This is a genomic window from Paraburkholderia sp. DHOC27 (assembly GCF_003429005.1).
In the GTDB taxonomy this organism is placed as follows: domain Bacteria; phylum Pseudomonadota; class Gammaproteobacteria; order Burkholderiales; family Burkholderiaceae; genus Paraburkholderia.
Genome location: NZ_QVQV01000001.1, coordinates 1,216,844 through 1,241,727, shown reverse-complemented (window position 1 = coordinate 1,241,727; position 24,884 = coordinate 1,216,844). Strand labels below are relative to the sequence as shown.

The 24,884-nt window shown below is 62.4% G+C and carries 21 protein-coding genes; 8 read left to right on the top strand and 13 right to left on the bottom strand.

What is annotated here, in order from left to right; translation table 11 throughout:
- Positions 1-12: 12 nt before the first annotated feature.
- Both D0B32_RS05435 and D0B32_RS05430 read left to right on the top strand, forming a co-directional pair.
- Positions 13-1,251, top strand: coding sequence for an MFS transporter (locus D0B32_RS05435; protein ID WP_117332621.1), 1,239 nt, complete (start codon positions 13-15; stop codon positions 1,249-1,251).
- 261 nt (positions 1,252-1,512) lie between these two features.
- Positions 1,513-2,835: a hypothetical protein gene (locus D0B32_RS05430; protein ID WP_117332620.1), complete on the top strand. Its 1,323-nt coding sequence runs from the start codon at positions 1,513-1,515 to the stop codon at positions 2,833-2,835.
- Between the two features lie 92 nt (positions 2,836-2,927).
- Here D0B32_RS05430 and D0B32_RS05425 read toward each other — a convergent pair whose 3' ends face one another.
- From D0B32_RS05425 to D0B32_RS05410, 4 genes are all read right to left on the bottom strand, one after another.
- Positions 2,928-4,358, bottom strand: a complete 1,431-nt coding sequence (locus tag D0B32_RS05425; protein WP_117332619.1) for an efflux transporter outer membrane subunit — start codon at positions 4,356-4,358, stop codon at positions 2,928-2,930.
- Positions 4,358-7,519: an efflux RND transporter permease subunit gene (locus D0B32_RS05420; RefSeq protein WP_117332618.1), complete on the bottom strand. Its 3,162-nt coding sequence runs from the start codon at positions 7,517-7,519 to the stop codon at positions 4,358-4,360. The genes D0B32_RS05425 and D0B32_RS05420 overlap by 1 nt, the downstream gene beginning before the upstream one ends.
- 11 nt (positions 7,520-7,530) lie before the next feature.
- Positions 7,531-8,679 (bottom strand): efflux RND transporter periplasmic adaptor subunit, encoded by a 1,149-nt coding sequence (locus D0B32_RS05415; RefSeq protein ID WP_259294883.1) that lies wholly within the window; start codon positions 8,677-8,679, stop codon positions 7,531-7,533.
- A gap of 397 nt (positions 8,680-9,076) precedes the next feature.
- Positions 9,077-10,360, bottom strand: a complete 1,284-nt coding sequence (locus D0B32_RS05410) for an MFS transporter (protein WP_117332616.1) — start codon at positions 10,358-10,360, stop codon at positions 9,077-9,079.
- Positions 10,361-10,396: 36 nt separating this feature from the next.
- Between D0B32_RS05410 and D0B32_RS05405 the strand changes: the two genes are divergently transcribed.
- The gene (locus tag D0B32_RS05405; RefSeq protein WP_259294882.1) at positions 10,397-11,002 is read left to right on the top strand and encodes a VOC family protein; all 606 of its coding nucleotides are present in this window, start codon (positions 10,397-10,399) and stop codon (positions 11,000-11,002) included.
- Between the two features lie 31 nt (positions 11,003-11,033).
- Here D0B32_RS05405 and D0B32_RS05400 read toward each other — a convergent pair whose 3' ends face one another.
- Positions 11,034-11,993: a phosphotransferase family protein gene (locus tag D0B32_RS05400; protein WP_117332614.1), complete on the bottom strand. Its 960-nt coding sequence runs from the start codon at positions 11,991-11,993 to the stop codon at positions 11,034-11,036.
- A gap of 309 nt (positions 11,994-12,302) precedes the next feature.
- Between D0B32_RS05400 and D0B32_RS05395 the strand changes: the two genes are divergently transcribed.
- Positions 12,303-12,677 carry a VOC family protein gene (locus tag D0B32_RS05395; protein WP_117332613.1) on the top strand — a complete coding sequence of 125 codons (375 nt, stop codon included), beginning with the start codon at positions 12,303-12,305 and terminating at the stop codon, positions 12,675-12,677.
- Between the two features lie 28 nt (positions 12,678-12,705).
- On the opposite strand, the gene D0B32_RS05390 is transcribed toward D0B32_RS05395, so the two are convergent.
- Together D0B32_RS05390 and purU are read right to left on the bottom strand one after the other, a co-directional pair.
- Positions 12,706-13,251, bottom strand: a complete 546-nt coding sequence (locus tag D0B32_RS05390) for a hypothetical protein (protein ID WP_117332612.1) — start codon at positions 13,249-13,251, stop codon at positions 12,706-12,708.
- Positions 13,252-13,435: 184 nt separating this feature from the next.
- Positions 13,436-14,323 (bottom strand): formyltetrahydrofolate deformylase, encoded by an 888-nt coding sequence (purU, locus tag D0B32_RS05385; RefSeq protein ID WP_117332611.1) that lies wholly within the window; start codon positions 14,321-14,323, stop codon positions 13,436-13,438.
- Between the two features lie 584 nt (positions 14,324-14,907).
- Here purU and D0B32_RS05380 point away from each other — a divergent pair.
- Complete coding sequence (locus D0B32_RS05380) at positions 14,908-15,276, top strand: hypothetical protein (RefSeq protein WP_259294881.1); 369 nt, start codon at positions 14,908-14,910, stop codon at positions 15,274-15,276.
- On the opposite strand, the gene D0B32_RS05375 is transcribed toward D0B32_RS05380, so the two are convergent.
- From D0B32_RS05375 to D0B32_RS05350, 6 genes are all read right to left on the bottom strand, one after another.
- Positions 15,273-16,856, bottom strand: a complete 1,584-nt coding sequence (locus D0B32_RS05375; protein WP_117332610.1) for a S9 family peptidase — start codon at positions 16,854-16,856, stop codon at positions 15,273-15,275. The two genes, D0B32_RS05380 and D0B32_RS05375, sit on opposite strands and share 4 nt — an antisense overlap.
- Before the next feature lie 174 nt (positions 16,857-17,030).
- Positions 17,031-17,870, bottom strand: a complete 840-nt coding sequence (locus tag D0B32_RS05370; RefSeq protein WP_117332609.1) for a MipA/OmpV family protein — start codon at positions 17,868-17,870, stop codon at positions 17,031-17,033.
- Positions 17,871-17,922: 52 nt separating this feature from the next.
- The gene (locus tag D0B32_RS05365) at positions 17,923-18,798 is read right to left on the bottom strand and encodes a carboxylesterase (RefSeq protein WP_117332608.1); all 876 of its coding nucleotides are present in this window, start codon (positions 18,796-18,798) and stop codon (positions 17,923-17,925) included.
- Positions 18,795-19,553 (bottom strand): DUF4118 domain-containing protein, encoded by a 759-nt coding sequence (locus D0B32_RS05360; RefSeq protein WP_117332607.1) that lies wholly within the window; start codon positions 19,551-19,553, stop codon positions 18,795-18,797. Before D0B32_RS05360 ends, D0B32_RS05365 begins: the two co-directional genes overlap by 4 nt.
- A 100-nt stretch (positions 19,554-19,653) precedes the next feature.
- Positions 19,654-20,277 carry a ParB-like protein gene (locus tag D0B32_RS05355; protein WP_117332606.1) on the bottom strand — a complete coding sequence of 208 codons (624 nt, stop codon included), beginning with the start codon at positions 20,275-20,277 and terminating at the stop codon, positions 19,654-19,656.
- Between the two features lie 121 nt (positions 20,278-20,398).
- Complete coding sequence (locus D0B32_RS05350; protein ID WP_117332605.1) at positions 20,399-21,433, bottom strand: LacI family DNA-binding transcriptional regulator; 1,035 nt, start codon at positions 21,431-21,433, stop codon at positions 20,399-20,401.
- A gap of 198 nt (positions 21,434-21,631) precedes the next feature.
- Between D0B32_RS05350 and D0B32_RS05345 the strand changes: the two genes are divergently transcribed.
- The 3 genes from D0B32_RS05345 (at position 21,632) to D0B32_RS05335 (ending at position 24,835) form a co-directional block, all read left to right on the top strand.
- Positions 21,632-22,942 (top strand): extracellular solute-binding protein, encoded by a 1,311-nt coding sequence (locus D0B32_RS05345; protein WP_117332604.1) that lies wholly within the window; start codon positions 21,632-21,634, stop codon positions 22,940-22,942.
- A 94-nt stretch (positions 22,943-23,036) separates the two neighbouring features.
- Complete coding sequence (locus D0B32_RS05340) at positions 23,037-23,963, top strand: carbohydrate ABC transporter permease (RefSeq protein ID WP_259294880.1); 927 nt, start codon at positions 23,037-23,039, stop codon at positions 23,961-23,963.
- A gap of 71 nt (positions 23,964-24,034) precedes the next feature.
- A complete protein-coding gene (locus D0B32_RS05335) occupies positions 24,035-24,835 on the top strand; it encodes a carbohydrate ABC transporter permease (protein ID WP_117332602.1) in 801 nt (266 codons plus the stop codon).
- The last annotated feature ends 49 nt before the right edge of the window (positions 24,836-24,884 follow it).

The window sequence follows — 24,884 nt, the reverse complement described above, 5'->3', positions numbered from 1 at the left end:
GTCCGTTGCACGATGTCCGATCACAGCGGCAGTGAATCCGTCACGATGCCTGCCCGAACGGGGGAGTCGTCCGCCTTGCGTCAGGTCGTTGCATCGAGGTTCTTTCTCGGCGCGACGCTGGCGATGTTTCTGTCGGGTCTGGGTACGTCGGCGGCGGCGCCGCAGATCGTCCTCTTTCTCGTGAAGGAACTGGGTGCGTCGCTGCCGCTCGCCGGGTTCTATTACCTGACGAGCCTCGCAGCGCCCGTGGCCGGCTATTTCGTTGGCCGCTATTCGGATCGCACCGGCAATCGCCTCGGCCTGTTCCGCCTGTGCGCGCTGGCGGGATTTTTCGGCTGGGCAGCTCTCGCGCTTTCCACCGCAGTCTGGATGCCCTTCGTCATCGCCATCGTGTTGCTGGCCGTCTCCGGTGCGACGGCCTCGCAGATCTTCGCGGCCGTCCACGATGAACTCGTCAAGCATCCTGGCAGCGCCAATGAAAGCGTGGTTGCCATCATCCGCATGGCGCTGACCGCCGGGTGGATCGTCGGGCCGGTGCTCGGCGCGTGGGTCGCGGCTGCTTATGGTCTGCGCCCCCTGCTCTGGATGACCGCCATCTGCATCCTGCTACAGATCGCTCCGCTCGGCACGCTGAACCCTGGCGTCAGCGTCAAAGCGAAGACCGCGAATGCGCCCGACCGTCACGCCAGCCTGCGCGCCATGTTGCCGCTCCTCAGCCTCACCGGCCTCTTCGTACTGGTCTACGCCGGCGAGCCGATTAAATTCGGATTCCTGCTCATTTATATGCAGGAACAACTCAAGCTGAGTCCGGCGGTGCGGGGTGCAGTGATCGGCATACAGCCCTTCATCGAACTGCTCATCATGCCGTTCAGCATCGGACTCGGCCGCAGGTTCGGCAACCTGTGGCTGATGTGCTTCGCGGCCGCGCTCGAGGTGTGCGCCAATCTCTGCTTCGCGCTGTGGCCGTCCGCTGCGGGCATGTTCGCCGGGCAGATCCTCATGGGTGGCGTGTGGGGCATCTTCATGGTGCTGGGCATCATCGTCGCGCAACGTCTGCTGCCCAGCGCGGTCGCCACGGCGTCCGCCATTTTCATGAGTTCGACGGCGGCGGCCTCGGCGCTTGGCGGCGTGACCGGCGGCCTGGGCGTTGCGTGGCTGGGGCTGCCCGATGTCTTTCTGTTGCCGGCGGTGTTTGGAGGCATCGCGGGGATCGGATTGGTGTGGATGGCGCGCGCTAAAACCGCGGCCTGATTCATCGCGGTCCCGATCGTTCAGGCGTGCGTGAAAACGCTTTCACCCACGCGACCAGGCAAAATTTTCCGGACCTGCATGCTCGCTCATCGCCAAGATCCGCCGGCATATAGTTTTCGCCTGGGTTATACCCGGAAAGATTATGTTGCGCCCTTCAGGACGTGCTAAAAAGAGTCGATATCCCGGAAGCGCGACTGGAAGTCCGGTCCGGAGATTGGAGAATCCCACGCGGCCTGTCGCACGGAATGCCGAGGTGAAAACATGGAAAAAAAAGTGCTCGTCGCGGCCGTTGCCGCGTTGGTGTCTTCGGTAGGCGCGCTGCATTCGGGACCCGCCCGTGCCGCTGATGCTGGCTCGGTCTACGAAGACTCGACCGTCGACGCCTCGCTCGATCCCGGCGAAGAACGCGTCTCCTCGGACGCCGACAACAAGGTCCAGCTGAAAGATCTGCGCTACGCCTATTTCATCGGCTACAACGCTCGCGCCAGGGAAGACTCGAAATCCTATTCGACCTTGACCGACGAGGTAAAACATCCGCAGAAGCAATTCACCGCGCCGGCCATGCCTGCAGCGCCGAAGCCGGTTGCCGAGCGTGCGCCGGAGCGGGTCGCAGTCACGCGGCAAGTGGTCCAGCAAACGGCGACGTCAAGGCATGTCGCCGCGCCGGTCACCTTGGCGAAGCAGATGCCCGCGCCCGTCGCCGCGCCGAAGCGCGAGGCTGTCACGCGAGCCGCATCGTCCCGCCAGATCGTCGCGCGAGCCGAGCCGGCTCCGGTGAAGCACGTCGCCGCTCCAGCCGCGCCTCTGCCAGCGAAGCGCGTCTACGCGCAGGCCGAACCTCAGCCGGTCAGACGGGCTGCTGCGCCGGTTGCACCCACGACGTCCCTGAAGCAGGTGTCGGTGCAGGTGGCTTCGCCCAAACGGGTCGACGTGCCGCCGCTGCCGCCCAGGCAACTGGCTGCTACTCACGCGACGCCACTCAAGCTGGCGGGCGTGGAATCCGAGCCGCCCATCCTGATTCCGACGCAGGCCGTCACCGCCCTGCCGGAAGACAAACCGGCGCGCGACGACGCCGCGCAAGTGGCGCAGAACCGCGAGACGCAGCACGCGCAGCGAGCCACGGCACGGTATCGGCAGACCGACGACGACGCGCAATACGCTTCGGACGACGAAGACACAGGCTCGGCCCAAGCGACGCAAGCGGCACCGAGCCGTCCATCCCGGCAGTATCAGAACCCGCCGGCCCAGGCGTACGCGCCAGCGCCGGTCTATAACCAGGCGTCCACGGAATCCGATGAACCGAGGGGCTACGCTGGCCGGCAATACGCGCCACCCCCGCCTCCTCCGCCTGGCACCGTGCAGGGCAACCCGTACGCGCCCGCTCAATATCAGGCGGCTTACGGACAAGCGGGCTACGTCCCAAGACCGCCAGCTCAGGCGGCGGCACAGCAGGTCGTGATCGTGGCCCGCCCACCCGCTTATCCGGCTTACAACGAGATGTACACGCCGCCTGAATTGCGGCGCTCGTATCGCTCGGGTTACACCAACCCGCCGCAGCCAGCCACGTATCAAGGTTGGGAGTAGCGGTTCGCAGATGCATGCGCCGCCGGGCGCGCGGGATGCGCGTCCGGCGGCAAACAAGCCTGGCAACCAGACCCGGCAACACGGCCTGGCAACTAAGCCTGCCACCCTCCGCCCAGCGCCTTATACAGTGTGATCAGATTCGTCAGCTCCGCGAAGCGGTCGTTGACCAGTTGCTGTCGCGCGGTGTAAAGCGTGCGCTCGGCGTCGAGCAGCACGAGGAAGCTATCCGTGCCGTTGCGATAACGCGCCTGCGCCAGTTCATCGTAGTGCTCTGAAGCCGACACATACTCGCGATCCGCCTGCACCTGATCCACGTAGGTGGCGCGGCCGGCCAGCGCATTCGCCACTTCCTTGAAGGCGGTCTGGATGGCCTTTTCGTAATTGGCGACGTCGATCTGCGCCTGGATCTTCGCGACATCGAGCGCGGCCTGGTTGTTGCCGTAGTCGAAGATAGGCAAGGTTACGGTCGGCGCAAACGTCCAGGCGCCCGTTCCCGCCTTGAACAGACTGCTCAGCGAAGTGCTCGACGTTCCCACCGCGGTCGTCAACTGAATGGACGGGAAAAACGCCGCACGCGCCGCGCCGATCTTCGCGTTGTCGCCCTTCAACGTGTGTTCCGCCTCGACGATGTCCGGGCGCCGCGTCAACAGGTCGGACGGCAGGCCCTCACTGAGCGGGGGCAATTGCGCGGCGTCCAGCGAGCCGCTGTTGAGCAGCCCATCGGGCACCGGACAGCCGATCACCGCCTCCAGGTTGTTGAGGTCCTGCGCGACGGCGCGCTGATCTGCATTCAGGCTGGAACGCACGCTCGCATAAACCGACTCGGCCTGGCGCACGTCCTGCATCGACGCGTTGCCGATCCGCTCGCTTTGCACATTCATTTCGTACGTCTGACGATCGGCCTCCGCGGTCTGTGTCGCGACCTCCAGCAGCGATTGATCGGCGAGCCACTGGAAGTAGTCGGTTGCAACGGTCGCAATCAGACTGATGCGTGTGCTGGTGCGCGAGGCATCCGTGGCGAGATATTGCTCGAGCGCCTGATGCTTGAGGCTGCGCAGCCGTCCAAAGAAGTCGATTTCCCACGACGTTTCGCCCAGCGTCACGCTGCTGATCTTGTCGGTGACGCCGGCCTCGCGATAATTGTCCACGGAACCGACGGCATCGACGGTTGGCAGCAGCGCGGAACGGGCGATGCGGTATTGCGCCTCGTACTGCGCGACATTCAACGCGGCAACGCGCATGTCGCGATTGTTCTCCAGCGCGAGACCGATCAGCTTTTGCAGTGCAGGGTCCTTGAAAAAGCTGTGCCAGTCCACCTCTGCCGCGCGAGGCGCGGCCGGAGTCGACGTATCCGCGCTCTCGCCTGGCGTGACGCCCGCGTGGGCACCGGCCGCGCCGGACCAGTTCGACGCCACCGGCAGCGCCGGGCGTTGATACGCCGGCTCCAGCGTACAGCCGCACAGGCCGAGCGCGCCCAGCGTGCTGAACGCGGTGACAGCGCTCAAAAGGAGGTGTCGTTTCATCACTCGGTCTCCGCCGGGTTCAGGTTGCTGGAGTGCGGCCCGCGGCGCTTGAACACCTTGTGCACGACGATGAAAAAGAGCGGCACGTAAAAGACCGCCAGCAGCGTGGCGCCGAGCATGCCGCCCGCCACGGCCGTGCCGATGGCGCGCCGGCTCTCGGCGCCGGCGCCGTCGCTGAACACCAGCGGCAGCACACCGAACACGAACGCGATGGACGTCATCAGGATCGGCTTGACGCGCAGGCGCGCCGCTTCGAGCGCGGCATCCATCAGGTCATGGCCCTGCTCGTGCACTTCCTTCGCAAACTCGATGATCAGGATGGCGTTTTTGGTGGCGAGCCCGATCGTGGTCAAGAGACCCACCTTGAAGTAGATGTCGTTCGGCATGCCGCGCAGTGTCACGGCCAGCGCCGCACCCAATGCGCCGAGCGGCACCACCAGCAGCACGGCGAACGGCATGCTCCAGCTTTCATAGAGACCGGCCAGGCAGAGGAACACGATCACAATGGAAATGCCATACAGGTAGAGCGATTGCGAATTGGACAACACTTCCTGATACGACTGGTTGGTCCATTCCACCGCGAAGCCCTTCGGCAGTTGCGTTGCGATGTGCTCGATCGCCTTCATCGCTTCGCCGGTGCTCACGCCTTGCCCGGTCTGCGCGGTCATCTCCATTGAGAGCATGTGGTTGTAGCGCTCGATCTGCGGCGAACCGAAGGTCCAGCGCGTGGTGGAGAAAGCGGAGAACGGCACCATCATCGCGTCGTAGTTGGTGGCGGGCGTGGCTCCGTTAGCCGGTGTGCTCGCCCGCACGTACCACTGACCGATGTCGGACGGCATCATCCGGTAGCTGGCGTCGGCCTGCACATAGACGCGCTGGATACGTCCCGTGTCGATATAGTTGTTGACGTAGGCCGAGCCGAACGCGGTCTGCATCGTGTCGTTGATATCCGCAATCGACAGGCCAAGCGCGCTCGCTTTCTCGCGATCAATGTCGATGTGAAATTGCGGCGTGTCTTCCATGCCCGCCGGATGCGTCATCGCCAGCGCGTGGTTTTTCGCGGCAAACGCCATCAGCATGTTGCGCGCCTGTAGCAGACGTTCATGTCCGAGGCCCGCGCGGTCCTCGATTTCGAAATCGAGGCCGCTCTGGTTGCCGAGACTCGGAATGGCCGGCATGTTCACCGCGAACACCTGCGCATCACGCATCGACGCAAAGTGCGCGTTCGCGCGGCTCAGTATGGCGCCGATCTGCTCGTCCGCCTGGGTGCGCTGAGTCCAGTCCTTCAGGTCGATGAACAGCATGGCGGTGTTTTGCCCCTGACCGTTGAAGCTGAAACCGTCGATGGCCAGCACCGAATTCGCCGCCGGCTCGTGATGCAGGAAGTAATCTTCGGCTTGCGCCACCGCCTGATCGGTGACGTGCAATGGCGTGCCCACCGGCGTGGACACCAGCACGACGAACGCGCCCTGGTCTTCGTCCGGCAGATATGCGGTGGGCAGAATCGTCATCAGCCACACCAGCGCCGCGACGATCACGGCGAAGAGCGCGAGAAACAGCCAGGGCCGCGCGAGAAACACGGCCAGCCAGCCGCGATAGCGCGCAATGGCATGTTCGATGAAACGCGCCACACGTCCCGTGTGCGCCGCGTCGTCGTTGCGTGCGGGATTCAGCACGGTCGCGCACAACGCGGGCGTGAGGGTCAATGCGAGCAGCAGCGAGAGCACCATCGCCGCGACGATGGTGACAGAGAACTGCCGGTAGATGCCGCCCGTTACGCCGGAGAAAAACGCCATTGGAATGAACACGGCGGTCAGCACCGTGGTGATGCCCACCAGCGCGCCGGTGATCTGCTTCATGGCCTTGCGCGTGGCGTCGCGCGGGCTCAGCCCTTCCTCGCGCATCACGCGGTCGACGTTTTCGACCACCACGATCGCGTCGTCCACCAGCAGACCGATCGCGAGCACCACGGCGAACATCGACAGCACGTTCAGCGACATACCCGCCACCGACAACACGACGCACGTGCCGAGCAGCGCGATCGGAATCACGACGGCCGGTATCAAGGTGGTGCGCACGCTGCGCAGAAACAGCAGCATCACCAGGAACACGAGTACCACGGATTCGATCAGCGTCTTCATGACGTCCGCGATCGAAATCTTCACGAACGGCGTGGTGTCGAACGGGTAGGTCACTTCGACGTCGGCGGGCAACTGCGCTTTCAGTTCTTCCACGCGCGCCCGCACGGCCGTCGCCACGGCCATTGCATTGGCACCCGTGGAGAGCGTCACGGCGAGTGCGGCGGCCGGCTTGCCACCCATGCGCGCGGAGATATCGTAGGTATCCCCGCCCACTTCGACGCGCGCCACGTCCTTCAGCAAGACCTTTGCGCCGTTGCTGTTGACGCGCAACAGAATGTCGCCGAACTGATCTGGCGTTCGCATCAGACTCGATGCGGTAATCGTTGCATTGATGGCCTGCGACGAGGTGGCCGGAGAGCCGCCCAGTTCGCCCACCGAGGTTTCGATGTTCTGGTTGCCGATGGCCGTCGTGACGTCACTGGCCGTCAAACCGAAGCTGTGCAGCTTGACCGGATTCAGCCAGATGCGCATGGCGTGCTGCGGCGAAAACAGGTTGATGCCGCCCACGCCGTTGATTTCGTTGATGGGGTCCTGAAGCTGGCTCGCCAGCAGATTGCCGAGTTCGATCGAATTCAGCTTGCCGCTACGCGATGAGAGCGACACCACCATCAGAAAGCTGCTGCTCGATTTCATCACGAGCACGCCCTGCTGCTCGACTGCGAGCGGCAGCAGGGCAGACACCTGGCTCACCTTGTTCTGCGCCTGCATCTGCGCGATGTCGGCATTTGCGCCGGGGTCGAGCACCAGCGTGATGGTCGCCTGTCCGGCATTGCTGCTGGTGGACGACATGTACAGCAGATGGTCGATGCCGCTCAGACTCTGCTCGATCACCTGCGTGACCGTGGACGCCACCGTGTCCGCCGAAGCGCCCGGATAGGTCGCGACGATCTGGATGGTAGGCGGCGCCACCGACGGATACTGCTCGATCGGCATGGAGCGCAGCGCCAGCAAGCCCGCAATCATGATGACGAACGCGATGACCCAGGCCAGCACCGGCCGGTCAATGAAGTAACGTGCCATGATGTCCCCGCTTATCCGTGCACGGCCGCACTGCTGGCCGCGGAAGCGCTGGACGTGTGCGTGTCGGTCACCTTCACCGCCGCGCCCTCCTGCAACTGGCTCGCGCCGCTGATCACGACGCGGTCGCCGGTCTTCAAACCCTGCGAGATGATCCAGCGGTCGCCGAACGCGGTTTCTGCTTTCACGGTGGCCGAGTGCGCCTTGTTGTCGGCACCCGCCAGCCACACGGTGGCCTGCCCATCCGGTGTGCGCGTCACGGCCAGTTGCGGCACCAGCATGGCTTCGTCATCCACGCCCTCGTCGAGTTCAGCGCGCACGAACATGCCCGGCAACAACTCATGCTCGGGATTGGGCACCACCACGCGTAACGTGACCGAGCCGGTGGTCTGATCGACGGTGATGTCCGAGAAGGCCAGCGTGCCGGGTTGCGCGTAATCGGAGCCATCTTCCATCACGAGATGCACCGAGGCGCCCTGATTGCCGACATGCTTCAGATGCCCCGCGTTGTATTCCCTTCGGAGTCTTAACCAGTCCACACTGGGCCGGGTGACGTCGAGATACATGCGATCAATGGTTTGCACGGTAGAGAGCGCCGTGGTCTGATCCGCGGTGACGAGCGCCCCCGCCGTGACACTGGATACACCAATGCGGCCCGCGATGGGGCTCGTGATACGCGTATAGCCCAGGTTGATGCGTGCGGTTTCGAGCAACGCGCGGTCGGTCAGCACGTCGGCCTCGTCTTCGTGCACGGCCGCGACGGCGTCGTCATAGTCCTGCTTGCTGACCGCCTTGATGTTGACCAGCTCTGCGTAACGGCCCGACTTGGCTTTGGCATCGGACAGCGTGGCCTCGGCCTTGGCGAGCACGCCGCGCGCCTGATCGTAAGCGGCCTGATACGGCGCCGCGTCGATCTGGTAAAGCGGCTGGCCCGCCGCCACGTCCGCACCTTCGACGAACAAACGCTTCTGCACGATGCCGGAAATCTGCGGCCGCACGTCGGCGACGTCGAACGCCGAGAGACGTCCCGAGAGTTCGGTGCGCTCGACGATTTTTTGCGGCGCCATCACCTGTACGCCAATTTCGGTCGGCGCGCTGCCGTCACCTGCATCACCGGCCTGGTGACGCGTGCATCCGGCAACGAGCATCAACAGCAAAAGCATGGTGCCGAGTCGGAAGTCTCCGCGCCCCGCAGCACGCCTGTTTGTATTCACCCACTGGGAAAGTGCCATGTTCTCTGCTTGTTATTCACTTCTGCCTGAATGAAGAACGGCCTGATGCAGCGCGATTGCGCCTCGATCCGTTCGCTGCTTTGTTGCTTCGCCTACCGCCTGTTCATAGGCGCAGTGGTCGCTGCGCCTCATCTGCTTTCAACTGCGCTTACGCGCACATTACGGGGCGTGTCTGCGCTTTCGCGTATGCCGTGCGCATGATCCATACATAGCACGGAACTGTGTTATGCACGGTAATGGCATCGGGCTATATCGCCCTTTTCATAGGGCTGAGACATTATCAGCCTCTACTATTTTATGCAAGGTAGCGAAAAAAATTGTGGGCCGTCTAACGGGTTTGTCCGGTCTCGGCCGTGACGACTGATGGGTTGGGCGTTGTGATGGGTGCGGGGTTGGGTGTCGTTGCAGGCGCAGTGAAAGCGTCGGGGTATTCGTGCCGAAACCAGTCTTTCACCTGTTCGTGATTCAACGAAAAGAATTCGCGCGAGCGCGGGATCAACACGAAGCCGAAAGCCAGTAGACAGGTGGCGAGACCGAAGCAGGCGTAGACCTTGTCAACCGCCCAGTGCGTGAGCGCCACGCCTGCCAGCATCGGCCCGAGAATGCTGGCGATCTGCGTGGTCATCATGCTGGCCGCGAGAATGCGCACGCGGAAATTCTGCGGGATCGCCAGTGAGCGATGCGTCGCCCCGACGAGGCCCATCGAAGCGTTGGCGAATCCCACGCACATCAGCGCCAAAACCAGCGCGACGGGTGCGTGAACCCAGCCCGACGCGGCCAGAGCGAGCCCCTCGCACATCGCCGCGCCGACCCGCACGTTGAAGCGGCCGAAGCGGCTGACCAGCGCGTCGGAACCGCGAAAGCTGCCGAGCAGCAACCCGATCGACAGGGCCGCTTCGCAACCGCCCAGCCAGACACCCGACAGCCCGAGCGACTGCACCTTGAGCGGAATCAGCATGCCGACGGCCGGCCCCTGAAATATCCACACGAGGAAATTCACCAGCGTCCAGCCGCGCTCCAGCGGCACGATCCACTTGGCGTGAAGCCCGGCGCGCAGATCGGCCCACCAGCGCGCCAATCCGTCATGCGATTCGCGACGCTGATCTTCATGCTGAAAGCCGTCTGGAAGCCGCGCGGTGACGAAGGCGGCTACGCCGAGCAGCACGCCATTCACCCAGAACGTGGCGGCGATGCCGCCTAGCGCCAGGGTTGCGCCGGCCAGTGCGGGGCCGAGTGCGCGGCCCGCTGCCTGGGTCGATTTACGAAGCCGGAGGGCTTGCGCCAGACGATTCGCAGGCACGAGTTCGGCCGAGATGGTGGCGCTGGCAGGGTTGATGAAAGCTTTCGCGACCACGGTGATCACGCCAATGCAGGTAATCAGCCCGAACCGGTAGTCGGACAGCGAAGCGAGCGTCGCGAGCGCAAAGGCAACGATCATCGAAGCGCACAAACCCCACACGATCTGTGGCCGCTTCGCGTAGCGATCCCCCAATGGCGAAAGCAGCGGCATGGCGACAATCGTCGTAACGGCCATGCCGATGCTGTACAGCGCGAGATCATGGGCGCCGCCGCGATGCACGATCCACCACGGTAGCGTGATGTAGCCGACCATCTCAGCCAGGATCCTCAGCAGATCGCTGACGAGCAGATGAGCAAGTGGGACGCCGAGCGCATTTGTGCGAGTTTTGATGCCCCGAAACACCGTCTTCCCCCATTTGAGTTCGCTGATGCTACCGCAACATTTTCCTTACCGTTTAGACGAACGGTTCGAGGTAATGTTGACGACACCGCGATCGGTGTGAAACCATCGCGGCATCATTCGGTTTCGGCTCGTTCCCTCACTCAAGGTGTCGCGATCATGCAGCTATCGAACTATCTGTTTTTCACCACGACCTGCGAGCAGGCGCTTGCGTTCTACACCCAGTGTGGCTTGGGAAAAGTGGTTGAAGTGCTGCGCTATGGCGAACTCGACGCGCCGCTCGGGAATGAAGCCATGCGCGGCAAGATCATGCACTCCCGATTCGAAGGGCCCGGCGTGCTGTTTTTCGCCTCGGATAACGACGACGCCGAACCCATGCGCGGGTCCGCACACATCGTGATGACCGACAGCCGCGAGCAGACCGAGCAGTTATTCACGCGGCTTAGTCAGGGCGCAACGGTTACTACGTCGCTGGCCATTCAGCCCTGGGGCAGTTATTTCGGTAAGCTAACCGATCAGTTTGGCGTGCAGTGGATGATCAACTGCGCGTTGTGAACCAACGCCACCGCAGCGTCACGGTTTAAGCTTACGCGCGCTCCGCCATATCCAGCAGGTCGTCGAGAACCGGCGTGAGCAGACGCACGCGCGCAGCATTGCCCTGTTCGATGGCCAGCGAGAGAAAGCCGGTGACCCACAGGCATGCGTAGAAACCGGTCGCGCGCCGGCGCTCCCCTTGCGGCGCCCAACACTGCAGAAGCGCTGTGGCATAGGCGCTGCCACGCGCGCCTACTTCCGTGCCGAGGTGCGCGAGTGTCGAACCGAGGACGAGCAGTGGATCGCCATAGCAGACGGTATCGAAGTCGATCAGGCCGCTCAGTTCTCCGCCGTCCACCAGCACGTTCTTGATGGTCAGGTCGTCGAGAAAGCAGACCGGCAGCAGCGTGTCGAAATAGTCTTCGAGCGACGCACGCACGAGGCCGAGTCGCGCGCGATATCGCTCCAGCGGCGTGGCATCCATGCGTGCAAGCGTCGCGATGTGAAAGGCGGCTGGCGCCGGGTCGCCAAAGATTTCGGTCCAGCGCGCGTGAGGTGCCGGCGCACCGATTGCCGCCCAACCGAAGCCGCCATTCACGACAGGCGGCAGGCGTCGCGCCACCCGACACTGGAACGTCACCATGATTTCCGCAAGCCGTTGCGCCTCTCTGGCCGAGAGCGAGCCAAGCACGTAGAAGAGATCGCGCCCTGGCAGCCAGTCGAGCACGACAACATCGCCATGCTCGCGCAGCGTGCCCTGCGCGAGCACGGTCTGCACCGGCAGGCCGAGACCACGCAATGCGGCGAGATTCGCACGCGTATGCAGGAACGTGTGGGCATCCAGGCTGACGCGCACCGCGAGCGAGCGACCGTCACCCATCTGCGCGCGGTACACCGCATTGCCGCTATGAGTGAACAGTTGACGTTCGAGCCGCAGCGGCCGTTCCCCAAGCAGGCTGAACATGCATTGCGCGACCGCTTCGGCGTCGTCGTTGCCGCGCTGCACCGCCATCGCTTCACCCCTTAGGCCTCTTTTAGCGGCGGATTACAGCATGGGGAGATTGGGCGCGACAATGGAACGATTGTTGGTCTATGTTTCGCTGTAACGGGAAAGGCGATGTGAGCAGCCTTTGTCCGGCACGGCCGTCATGGAACGTAACTGCGGGAAATATTATGGAAGTAATGAAGCGGTGCCGTCCCACCATCTGGATGTGTAGAAGGCTGTGACGCCCTCACTGCTAGCCGTGGTCACGCGTGGCGGCGTGTGGCAACATCGGGGCGTCGTTGGGTCAGGTTACGCCTCCACACTTCGGGAGAACGCATGTTTGATCACGTGAAATTCGGTGTCAGCGATTATGCGGCGAGTAAGGCTTTCTTCCTCAAGGCACTCGGCCCGCTTGGCGTAGTCGTTGTCTCGGAGGGCGTGCCTGCGTATGGCGTTGAACTGAGCGCCAACGATGAGGTGTCGCTATGCCTGTACCAGACCACCGAGAAGCCAGCGCATCTTCATCTGGCATTCAAGGCCGACCGTCGCGAGCAGGTCGACGCGTTCCATCAAGCGGCGCTCGAGGCGGGCGGCAAAGACAACGGTGCGCCGGGTTTGCGCCCGCACTATCACGCGAACTACTATGCCGCTTTTGTCATCGGTCCAGACGGACACAATATCGAAGTGGTTTGCCATCAGCCCGAGGTATGACGTTGGGCCCATTTCTCCAGCACGCGGACTAGTGGCTGTCCGTTGCCGCTCGCGTTGTGATACAGCAAAACGGGCCGCGACAGGCGTTCACGCATTCGGTTCGGCGTCCCACGGAATCGAAGCTCGACGTGGTCATGTCCGTAGACGCAACGCCGAATGAGCGGTTAAAGACATCGGCTACGCTTTCTTTTGGCGTGGATTTGCTGCCATAGACGAAGATGGCATCCGGATGTTCGCGCTCGAACGCGATGCGTTGCCGTAATGCCTGTTCGGCCGCATCCTGATCCGAATGAGCTTGTGCGCGTTGCGCCTGATCGCGCGCCGTGGCGGCATCGAGCAGTTCGTGTTCAGGCGCGATGGTGCGCGATGCCACATTGCAACTGAGCACGACCGACGAACACGACGGCTGCGCATTCACGTCCGAGACCAGAGGCACGGAAGCGGCTTCACTGCTGGCGGACGCAGCCGCATCTTCGGTCTGCCCGAAACACGCCCCGGCTGCCCCAAGCATGAGCGACGCGGCGAGCCACGCGACCACGGCATCGTATTTGATTTGCTTTAAGGAAAACGACATCCACACGTCCTCTTACGGGTCATTGATGATTCGGCGATTCTTCGCGCGTGCCGCCCTCCCAAACGCGCGGCATGCATGCCTCACATGATGTGATCGGCAAAGCGCTCAATCGTTCAATGACTCCTCCGAGGCTGCGTTACATCCTCCTTACGTGATGCACACGTAGCGCATGATTTACCGCCAATCACTGCAGCACGACAGTACGGTTGCCGTTGATAAACACGCGCCGCTCGATAAAAAACTTCACGGCCCGCGCGAGCGCGAGGCATTCCACATCGCGCCCCGTGGCCAGCAGCTTTTCGGGGCTGCTGGCGTGATTCACACGCTCCACTACCTGCTCGATGATCGGCCCTTCGTCCAGGTCGTCGGTGACGAAGTGCGCGGTGGCGCCAATCAGTTTGACGCCGCGCGCGTGCGCCTGGTGATAAGGCTTCGCGCCCTTGAAGCCCGGCAGGAACGAGTGGTGAATGTTGATGGCGCGACCGGCGAGGCGCTCGCTCAATCCGGCGGAGAGCACCTGCATGTAACGCGCGAGCACCACGAGTTCGGCGCCGGTCTGCTCGACCAGTGCGAGAATTCGGGCTTCCTGCTGCGGTTTGGTATCGGCGGTAAGCGGCAAGTGGTGGAACGGGATACTGTTGGCAGCAGCAAGCGGTTCGAGGTCGGGATGATTCGACGCCACCCCTACGATATCCATCTGCAGTTCGTTCATGCGCCAGCGAAACAGCAGATCGGCCAGACAGTGATCGAGTTTCGACACCATCAGCAAAACCTTCGGCTTCATCGCCGTATCGTGAATCGCCCACTCCATTTCGAAGCGCGCGGCAATTGCCGTGAACTCATCGCGTAGAAATGCGACATTCAGTTGCTGGGGCGCTTCCGCGTGAAAGATGCAGCGCACGAAAAAACGCGCCGTGGTGTCGTCGTCGAACACATCGAACTCGTCGATATAGCAACCGCGTTCGTCGAGAAAACGCACTAGCGCTGCCACCTGTCCGCGCGCGCTCGGACAACTGACGGTCAAGGCGAATCGCGTGGGCCGCCTCGCGTCTAATGCAACGGGCTCGGACATGTCGTTCCTCGATGAAGGGTGATGGCGAAGCATCATTTCATCGCGCCCAAAAGGTTTCAGCTAGAAGGATTGCGACATCGCACTGGAACGGGGCAGCCATTCCAGTGCGATGCGCTCAGCCTTTGGTTGATTCAGCGTCTTAGTAACGGTGGTAGTAGCCCCCGCCTTCCGGTACGACGATGCATCCGCTCAAGGCGGTACCCAGGCACACAGCCATCAGCGTCAGCGCGAGAATTCGTTTCATGATTGCCTCACTTGTCAGTAGTGAGTGCACTATATTTGGCGCGCACATTACCGGTGTGTTTGTGTGTAACCAGACGTGTGATTTGAAACAGGTGGCGGCGCGGTTTGCTGCAAAAGCGTGCTCGCGACGAATCCACTCCATGACGTGCGGGCACTGCTCGCCATTAGCACGTTCACGCCAAGCTGACGGCAACTCCCGACAACTCGCCGCTTGTGACGCACGTGCGCGCAAAGGCACTTTGCGTCAAAAATCCGCTGTGTTAGTTTTCTTTCAAAAGGCTTTTGCAGAGCTGTCACCAGGCGGCCGCCCCTGATTGCAACTCCGGAACAGGACAACGCGGATGAAACCCTATCTCGACTGGCTGCGCGGACTTCGCAGCTCACCCACGCGCGCGCTGGCGTGCGCGACGGCCTCCCTCATGACGGCGGGTGTTTGCGCGGAGCCCACGTGTCCGGGTTTCGTGGAAACCCATTCGGGCAGCACGTTCAACCTGGCGGCCCTGATCCATGACAAAGGCTCTCCCGCAGCGGCGCTCGACGACGCGCGCCGCGCGGTCTCGCGAGTGAACGCGGGCGGCGGCTGCGGCATTTTCAAGGACCCGGCCGCCTGTGAGGAAACCCTCGCGGTCGCGAAGCTCGCCATCGACGCACTGGAAGCGTGCACCGGCACCCGCTCGCTGAGCGGGTCGGCGCGCAAGGATCCCTTCTAGAAGTTGCTGAAGAAGCCGCGCGCCGCCACCATGCAGAACGGCGCGACGATGTCGCCGTGGTAGGCCTGCAGCACGGCGGAAAAGCCGTTATCCGTTGCGCCCGCCTGCACGGCCTGCGCGGCGACCGCCGCTTCGGCCTGCGCGAAGCCTGTCTTCACCGCGGCAAACGGATCGTTCACGCCCGGTGCCGAATCCACGTCGAGAATATTCGTCAGACCCGGCGCAACGTGGGCGTTTTGCCAGTACGCCTGCTCGATCGCCGCGTTGAAGAAGAACACCGTCGGATCGAGGTGGCCGCCGCATAGCAGCACCGGCGCACGCGGCACCCAGTTCCGCAGATCATTGCGCCTGAAGGCCTGGCGCAGCGGCTGCATGGGGCTGGCGGCGGGCGCCATCGCAGCGGTCGGCGACGGATACGCGCCATCTGGATGAACGAGCTGGTCTTCAAGCATGGCGAGACGATAAGTATTACGAACCAGATTCGCAGTGCCGAAGCCCAACGCGAACAGCGGCGTCAATTGTGGCGGCGCGAGCGGCGGCGCGATGGGCGGCGTCAGCGCAGCGAATTGCGGGGCGGGCGGCACGCTGCTGAAGAGCTGCGTCGCAGGCAGTTTGCCTTCTGCGAACAGCGTGTCCATGGGGACGACACTCGGCAGCAGACTCTCGATGCCAGGCGCGTAAGCCGGCTCGAAAAAATCGCCCGGCTGGTGATAGATGTTGCCATACGCGTGCTGATAGCTGGTGGTCACGAGTACCGTAAAGATCGTCGAACCGAGATCCACTTCGCCCTGCACGAGGGCGTCGGCCATCGCGCCTAACGCGTACGGCCCCGAGCCTGGCGCGGACGCCGTGACCGCAATGCCGGCTGCCTGCAGTGCGCGATGCGTAGCAAGCGCCACATAGCCGCCTTGCGAATACCCGGTGACGAACAGCTTGCCGTTCTCGCGCGTCTTGTTGCCGGGGTCGGGAAGGTCCATCACGAAGCGAGCCGCGCGCCATGAGTCGATCACGTCGGCGGATTGCTGGTCGCCATTCAGATAGGGGTGATACGGCAACGGCGAACCCGCGTAGCCCGCATAGTTGGTGGCCACCACGATGTAGCCTTGCGCGGCGTAGATCGCCGCCACGCCGATGCCTTCGCCCGCGCCGTCGGCGTTGGCTGGATCCGTCTGGGTGATATCCGCGATGTTGTAATTGCGGTAAGTGGTCGTGCCGTGGGCATACAGCATGAGCGGACGCGGACCCGTGCAGGACGCGCCACCGCCGGGAATCATCAGGGCCGCACTGGAGATGGTGGGTTCGCCCGCGCCCCCTATAGTCAGATAGCGGAACGTTTTGATCTCCAGGTTGCAGCGCGGCGTGCCGGCAATCTGCAGCAATTGCTGCCCTGTCGCACTGCTGTTCAGCAGTTTCGTGAAGTCACTTGCGCTCAGGCGCAGGCTCGTCTTTTGCTCGATCAACTGGCCGCGGAACAGACAGCTCAACCCGCTGCAGATCGAACCGGCCTGCACCAGCGCGCTGGAACCCGCCAGCAATAAAGTCAGGAGTACACAGCACGCGTTTCGTCTCGCTCCTCGCATCTCACCCTCCGTCTTCTCGATGTTTTTAAAAACCGGTGCCGCCTTACAGAAGAGTGAAAATGAGTATAGGTAAACGCTTTCGCCGACTGCTACCCGTTGTGAAAACTATTTTCGACGCAGCGCGCCCCATGTCCGCGCGGCGTTTTATGGGTGTGATTAATGCAACACCAGTGACTACATTTTGTAATTCAGCGCCGCAAACACATTCAGTTCGGTGCGCTGCTGCGTGATGGGGCTGGCCCCCGCATACCGTTCGAGCTTACCGACGGTGCACGCAACCGAGGCTGTCCAGTGCGGCGTGAAGTCATAGCTCGTATAGGCATTCAGGTGCACGTCACGGACTCCTGACGAAGTCTGGAAGGACGGCAGTCCCGACGCAGCGCTTTGTTGTGCCGACACGCCGAACAGCGTGCGTGTATAGACCGAGTTTGCCCAGGTCACACCGGGCCCGACCGACACCAGCCATTTGGACGTCACCGGCAGGTTGGCCGCCAGGTCCGCGCTGACCAGCAGCCCCTGGCCGGTGCCGGCAATGTCCTGAAGTGCCGCGACCGAGCCCATCAGGAATGAATAAGAGTAGTCACCGAACAGCTTCAGCTTCGGCCCCGCATGCACGTTACCCAGACCGCGCAGGCGCGGGTCGTCCGACTCGTTGCGCGACTGGAAATCGAACGAGATCGCCGTGCCCACATGGTAGGTATCGCTCTTCAACCAGTTCACGCCGAGCACATCCAGACCTTGCGAGAAGAAGCGGTCGTCGTCGTAAGAGATGTCGAGCGAGGGCAGCGGCAGCACGCTGAGGGTACGCGCGCCCGGATATTTGGGCGAGATCATCACGCCGGGTCCAATGGATATTTTCCAGGCCGAGTCGCCAGCGCCAGACGGCGCAGCGACGCCAGCGCTGCTGGACGTCGTGGTGGAAGGCGGATTGGCCGCTTCATCAGCCAGTGCATTGTCAAACCAGCCAGCGCACAGCGCCAGGGCCGCCACGCGGGGAGCAATAGAACGGATCATCAGGATTCTCAAGGAGGGCTACGACAGGCGAAAGGAAGGGTTGTGGCAGCGTTCAGTGACCGAGCGCTGCGATCTGGCGCAGTCTGCGGGCGAGCGCCTTCGAGACGACCGGCATCGCGCCCTCGCCTGCCTGATGGGCGGCGTCGCTTTCGCGCAGGAACATCACGATCTCGCGCGCGACGATTTCGCGCTCGTTGTCAGACGTGATCATGTGATACGAGTCGTCGAGGAAAATGGTCCGCAAAAAACGCGCACCGATATGCGCATCGACAAAACGCGCATTCAACGGACTCGCCGTTTCATCGTCGATTGCGTGGATGATCAAGGTGTCCGCGTTGATGGACGGCAACTGCTGGCGCACTCTGGCGGAGAGACGGCTGGCTTCATGCAGCGCAGGCAGCGAGATCGTCGACGGCCCGACTTCGCTGATGGCATCTTTCTGCATCGCGCGCGCGATCTTGGCGCGCAACGCCTCGTTCCTCAAACCATAAGGCTCGCCTTCACGGTAGCGCCAGCGATGACGCATCGGCGTGTAGTAGGCCCAGCCCAGCAGAAAGCGGTACCAGGGGATGGCCCAGCCGTCGTAATCGAGCGTCACCGAAAGCAGGATCAACGCGCGTGCGGCCGGACGTTCGGCGGCGAGCGCGATGGCGAGCACCGCGCCGATGGACAGCCCGCAGATCGACACCGTGGCGTATTTCGCTTGCAGCTCGTCGAATGCGCGCACGGCCGAGGCGAGCCACGCCTCCATGCGCTGCTCCTTGCTGCCGGCGCTGTAGCCGTCCAGCGTGGGCGCGACTGCCGTGTAGCCCTCCCGCTGCAACGCGCGCCCCAGAAAACGCATTTCGAGCGGGGAACTCGACAGTCCGTGCAGTAGCAGCACCGCATGCTGCCCGGCTTCATACGTGAATGCTTTCACCGGATTCATGCGGGATTTTCGACGCGGAATACGAGGAAATCACCCGCATGCGTGGTGAAGCGCTCAGCGATGCACGCAAAGGCTTTATACGAAGCGCCGTGGCCGATGCGCACGCGCTGGCTGCCCGCGTGCGTGGTGGTCGAGAGCCGCAGTGTGTCCTCTGGATGCACGCTGTCAAAGCGCACGCCTGGCGCAATGCCCGACGCCTGTTGCGCCGCGCTGGCCGTGTCGGCGCTGCCCGCTTGCCGCTCGAACGCCTTGATCAGGATGATGTCGTCGTGATAGTGCGGCAGGTGCCGCAGCAGACGATGCGTTTCATCGGCGGCACGGCTCGCGAGCGCACGCTCGTTGTCGAGCCGCAGCAGCATTTCATAGCGCGACTGCGCCACGCTGGCAATGAACTCCGCGCGAAACTGCGCGCGCCGCAACCGCTCCACCAGCACGATGATGATGAGCGTAATCAGCGGGTACGAAACGGCCAACGTGAGGTCGGACCGATCGAGCACGGCAATCTGCTGATACGGCGGCACGAACAGGTAGTCGGCAAGGCCGAGCCCCAGCATCATCGCGACGATGGCCCGTGTCATGCCAAAGAAGTACTCCACCAGCACGGCCGCGATCAGAAAAGCGGTGCCCGGCATGATGGGGCCGAGCAACGGATGAAGCGTCATCCGGACAGCACCTGCGACAGCCACCGCAAAGGCGGTATAAAGCCAGGGCGCGGCTCCTCGCGGCGCCCACCGGCCTGCGTTCCTTATTTTCATATCCCTTCGCAAACTGTTGCTACATCCGGCAGTTGCCAGAAACTCGCGGCGATTGTATCCCCTCTAGATTACGGTTTATTACAGGCACGGCCGCCGCATTTCAACGGACCTCCGTCACGCCAGACCAGCCTGGCAGGTAACGCGCCTCCGCCGTATGCGCCAGCGCGTTTGCCGCGTCGAGCGCTTTCGAGAAGTTCTTAGCGAGCTTGCTTTGCGATATGCGGGGACGCAGAAAATCTGCCCAGAGAAATTCGCTGAACGGCGTCGCGTCTTTTGCAAAGCCGCCGGTTCTGCGCAGTTCGCCAGCCAGACTTCTATAGGGGTCGTCCGCGAGACCCGTGACCACCTTGGGCAGATGCGCGTAGTCGTACCGCGAGCCGTCGGCGCCGAATGGATGGACCCACTGGTTGTGCTCCATCATGCGCCAGAAAATCGTGCTGTCCAGCCACGACAGGTCCTTGAGCATCATCACCTTGACCTCTTTGACACCTTCTTCGAAGAGCGCCAGACCCAGATGATGATGATCGACGATGTAGTAGCGCTGCTCCGGGCCGAGCACAGCAGGGAACGAATGCGCGTCGATCTCCGCGGCGCGCGCCTTCTTGCCGAGGGTCTTCCAGTGCTCGCGTTTCTGGATCACCTCGCGATAGCCCACGGTCATCTGCGTGGGACGCAAGTCGGCCAGTGCGGCCGGCACCAGATGGACGTCAGAATTTGGAACCATGATGTGTCTCGCGAGAATGATAGGCGGGCAACGACGCGTGGTGCCGCGATCTTACCTTCGGTTCCTTTCAATAGGATCGCTGTTTTGTTGAGGCAGATCAGAGGGCGAGCGAGCGTGTGCCCTAGCGCTGACCCACGCGGCTTTCAGCGGGCCGCGCCGTCGAGCTACGCAGGATCAGATCCGTCGGCAGCGTAATACGATCGGAGGGCAGTTCGATGCCGGCAATGCGGGCGAGCAGAATGTTGACCGCCGATCTGCCCATCTGCTGCAACGGCTGACGGATGGTCGTGAGCGGGGGATAAACCTGCGCGGCCATCGGCACATCGTCGAAGCCGATCACCGACACGTCGTCCGGCACACGCAAGCCCAGTTCGTGCGCGGCGGCGATGGCGCCGAAGGCGCTCAGATCGTTGGCGGCAAAAATCGCCGTGGGCGGCCGCTTCAACTTCAACAGATGCGATGCGGCCTTGAAGCCCATGGCCTGACTAAACCGTCCCGCCGCCGTCAAACTCGCTTCGAGCCGCAAGCCGTGCTGCCGCATGGCGTCGTTGAAACCACGCGCTCTGTCCTGGGCGGCCGTCAAGCGCTCGTCCCCGCTGATAAAAGCAATTCGCGTGTGACCCAGTTCGACCAGATGCGCAACCGCCAGCCGCGCGCCCTCGTAATTGTCCGAGGCAACTGACGGATATTGCGGGAACACGCCACGCTGATCGACCACCACCACCGGAATGTCCGCTTCGCTGAGCGCTTTCAGATGCGGCGCATCGTCGTGCGGAAGAATGGCCACCAGACCGTCCGAGAATTGCTGCAGCAGCGTCAAGACGTTGTGCTGGGTGTCATGTTCGTCGTCGAACATGGGATACACCAGCATCTCGTAGCCCGCCTTGCGTGCCGATCGCCCCGCGCCGACGATCAGCTCCGTGACGAACTGATCCTGCCGCACCGGCGTGAGTAGACCGACGATGTGGGTGCTCCCGCCCGACAGTTTCTGCGCGGTACGGTTGGCGACGTAACCGATCTCCGACGCAATGCGCAAAACCTTGTCGCGCGTTTGCTCCGACACCCCGTGACGGTTGTTGATGGCGCGCGACGCGCTCATCTGCGAAATGCCGGCCAGTTCAGCGAGCCGAGCCAACGTGGGGGTTTGTCGTGCCATGAGAACGCATTAACTTAGTAGGATCAACCAGTCATCACATCTTGCTGTTGCATTGCAGCGTAGCGGATCAAATTGCGCACCGCACTACCGGCGCGGCTCGGGTAAATACGCATTACATCGCGGAGGGTCGCTCAATATGATTGTTACATAACGTTAGCGGTAACGCTACAAAACGTTTTATAACTACAGTGGAAAGATATGAACGGAATCGTTTCGGTCTTCAACTGCCGCCGGACCCTCGCCGTGGCCTGCGCAGCACTGTTTGCAGGGCTCGGCACGCTGGCGCCGGTGAGCATTGCCGCTGCGCAAACGAAGACGCTCACTGAATGGGATTCGCAGACGGTCGGCGCAGGGCCGAAGATCATCGACGCAGCGGCCGCGCGCTTCGAAAAAGCGAATCCGGGTTATCACGTCGAGTCGTCGCACGTTCTCAACGATGCCTACAAGACCAAGCTGAAAATCGCCTTCGGAGCCAACCAGCCGCCGTGCGTTTTCTCGAGCTGGGGAGGCGGTCCTCTGCGCGAGTATGTGAAGTCCAATCAGGTGGTGGACCTCACGCCCTATCTGCAGCAAAACCCCGATTTCCAGAGCCGCTTTCTGACCACAGCCTGGCCAGCAGCCACCTTCCAGAACAAGGTTTGGGCCATTCCCGCTGAGAACACCTCGGTTGCGGTCGTCTTCTACAACAAGGAAATCTTCGACAAGTACAAGCTGACGCCGCCCAAGACGTGGGACGACCTGCTTCACGTGATCAGCGTACTGAAGGCCAACAACATCGCGCCGTTTGCGCTGGCCAACAAGAACAAATGGACCGGCTCCATGTACTACATGTACCTGGTCGACCGCATAGGCGGCTCGGATGTGGTGCGCCGCGCGGTGATGCGTGCGCCGGGCGGCAGTTTCGACGATCCCGCCTTCGTGGAAGCGGGCACGCGCGTGCAGGAACTGGTCAAGGCAGGCGCGTTCGCGCAAGGCTTCAACGGCCTCGACTACGACATTGGCGCATCGCGGCGGCTGCTCTATTCCGGGCGCGCTGCAATGGAGCTGATCGGAAGCTGGGAGGCGTCCACGGTCAAGGCGGAGAACCCCGGCTTCTACTCGAAGCTCGACTACTTTCCGTTCCCTACCGTACCGGGCGGCAAAGGCAATCCCAACGATGTGATCGGCACCGTGGGCGACAACTTCTACAGTATTTCGAAGGCGTGCCCGGATCCGAACGCCGCATTCAAGTTGATTCAGGCGATGACGGACGATCAGTCGATGAAAGAACGCGTCGCGGATACGCGCATTCCGCCGGTCAAGAATCTGGAAGTGACCGATCCAATGCTGAAGCGTTTTCTCAAGACCGTCTCCGACGCGCCCGCCGTGCAACTCTGGTACGACCAGGAATTGCCGCCGGCGCTCGGCGAATTGCACAAGAACACCACCCAGGCTTTATTCGGACTGACGATGACGCCGCAAGAAGCCGCGCAGCAAATGGAAGCCGAAGCAAAGAAGGACCTCAACTGATTGTTTTAAGTTTCGCATCGCATTCCTGTTTGAGCAGCACACGTCCGGCGCAAGGCCGGCGTGTGCATCGCGACTTCGACTGACGGAGGAAGATGTGAGTACCGTAAAGCTTCCCATGACGCCCACGCCCAAGCGGGCGCGTCTGGGAAGACCCTCTGCGGTGGTGTCGGCGACCTTCCTCGCGCCCGCCATCGCGTTGCTGTGCCTCTTTCTCCTGTACCCCCTGATCTCCAGTTTTCGCCTGTCGACGCTCGACTGGAATGGACTCGGCGCGACGGAGCGGTTCATCGGCGTGCAGAACTGGATTCATCTCGCACACGATCCCGTGTTTTTCAAGGCGGTCAGCAACAACCTGATACTCGCGGTGTTTTCCGTGCTGATCCAAATGCCGATCGCACTCACGCTTGCCGTGATGCTCGACAAGGCTGGCCGCGGATCACGCACGCTGAAAATCCTGTATTTCCTGCCGCTTCTGATGTCGAGCGTGGCGATCGGCGTGGTGTTCAAGAACGTGTACGACCCGAACTTCGGTCCGCTCAACGCCGCGTTGAACGCGCTCGGGCTCGGCAATCTGGCGCAGGACTGGCTGGGCGATGGGCGCTTCGCGCTGGGCGCGACACTGGCGGTCATCTGCTGGCAGAACATCCCCTTCTACATGATTCTGTTTCTGGCCGGGCTGTCCTCGCTCTCGCCCGAACTCCGTGAGGCAGCGCGCCTCGACGGCGCATCGCCATTGCGGGTGTTCTGGCACATCGAATTGCCGCATCTGCAAGGCACCTTGCGCACGGGTGTCCTGCTCGCCGTGATTGGCTCATTGCGCTATTTCGATCTGATCTTCGTGATGACGGGCGGCGGCCCCGATGGCGCGTCCGAACTCATGGCGACGTATATGTACCGCACAGTCTTCAGTTCGTTCCAGCTCGGCTATGGCAGCACCATCGCCTCGGCGATGTTCCTGATCGTGCTGGCCGTTGCAACCGTGACGCTCAAGTTGACACGCCGGTTCGAGACACAGATATGAAAGCGATACCCAACCTTCACGTGGAATCTGAAGCATCGTTTCGAGCTCCCAGGTTTTCCATCTCGCGGGCAATGGTGCTGACGCTCGGTCTCGGCTGGCTGGCGGTCACCACCCTGCCGTTCCTGTTCGTGGTCGTCACCAGCCTGAAATCGCAGCAGGATACGTATTCCGGCTCCGCGTGGTCGCTGCCCTCGTCGCTCGATCTGAGCAACTATGCAGCGGTTCTGAACAGCGGCTTCTGGGTGTATCTGCGCAACAGCCTGTTCGTGGTGGGCACCTCGACCCTGCTGATTCTGCTGGCCGGATCGATGGCCGCGTATGTGTTCGCGCGCCTGAGTTCTCGCGTCAACCGCTCGATTTTCTCGATCGTGGTGGCCGCGATGATCGTGCCGCTGCACGTCACGCTCGTGCCGGTTTATCTGATGACGCGCACCGCCGGACTCTACGACACACCGTTTGCGTTGATCGGGCCATATGTCGCATCGAGCCTGCCGGTGTCGATCTTCATCCTCACCGAGTTCATGCGGCAGATTCCGCGCGAACTGGAAGAAGCCGCGCTGCTCGACGGTTGCGGACCGTATGCGATTTTCTGGCGTATCTTCGTTCCGCTTTCGGGACCGGGACTCGCCACGGTTGCCATCTACAACGCCATTGCCCTGTGGAACGAGTTCATCTTCGCTTACGTGCTTACGTCGACGCCCGGCAATCGCACGTTGCCGCTCGCCGTGTGGGACTTCCAAGGCCAATACGCATCGAATATTCCCGCGACGCTAGCGGTGGTGACGCTCACCTCACTGCCGCTGATCATCGCCTACGCCTTCGGCCAGGAACGCATCATCAAAGGGATGATGGTGGGCTCCGTGAAAGGCTGACATTCGGTGCAGTTGTTCGCCACTCATATCCCAGGCTGAGATGTTTTCC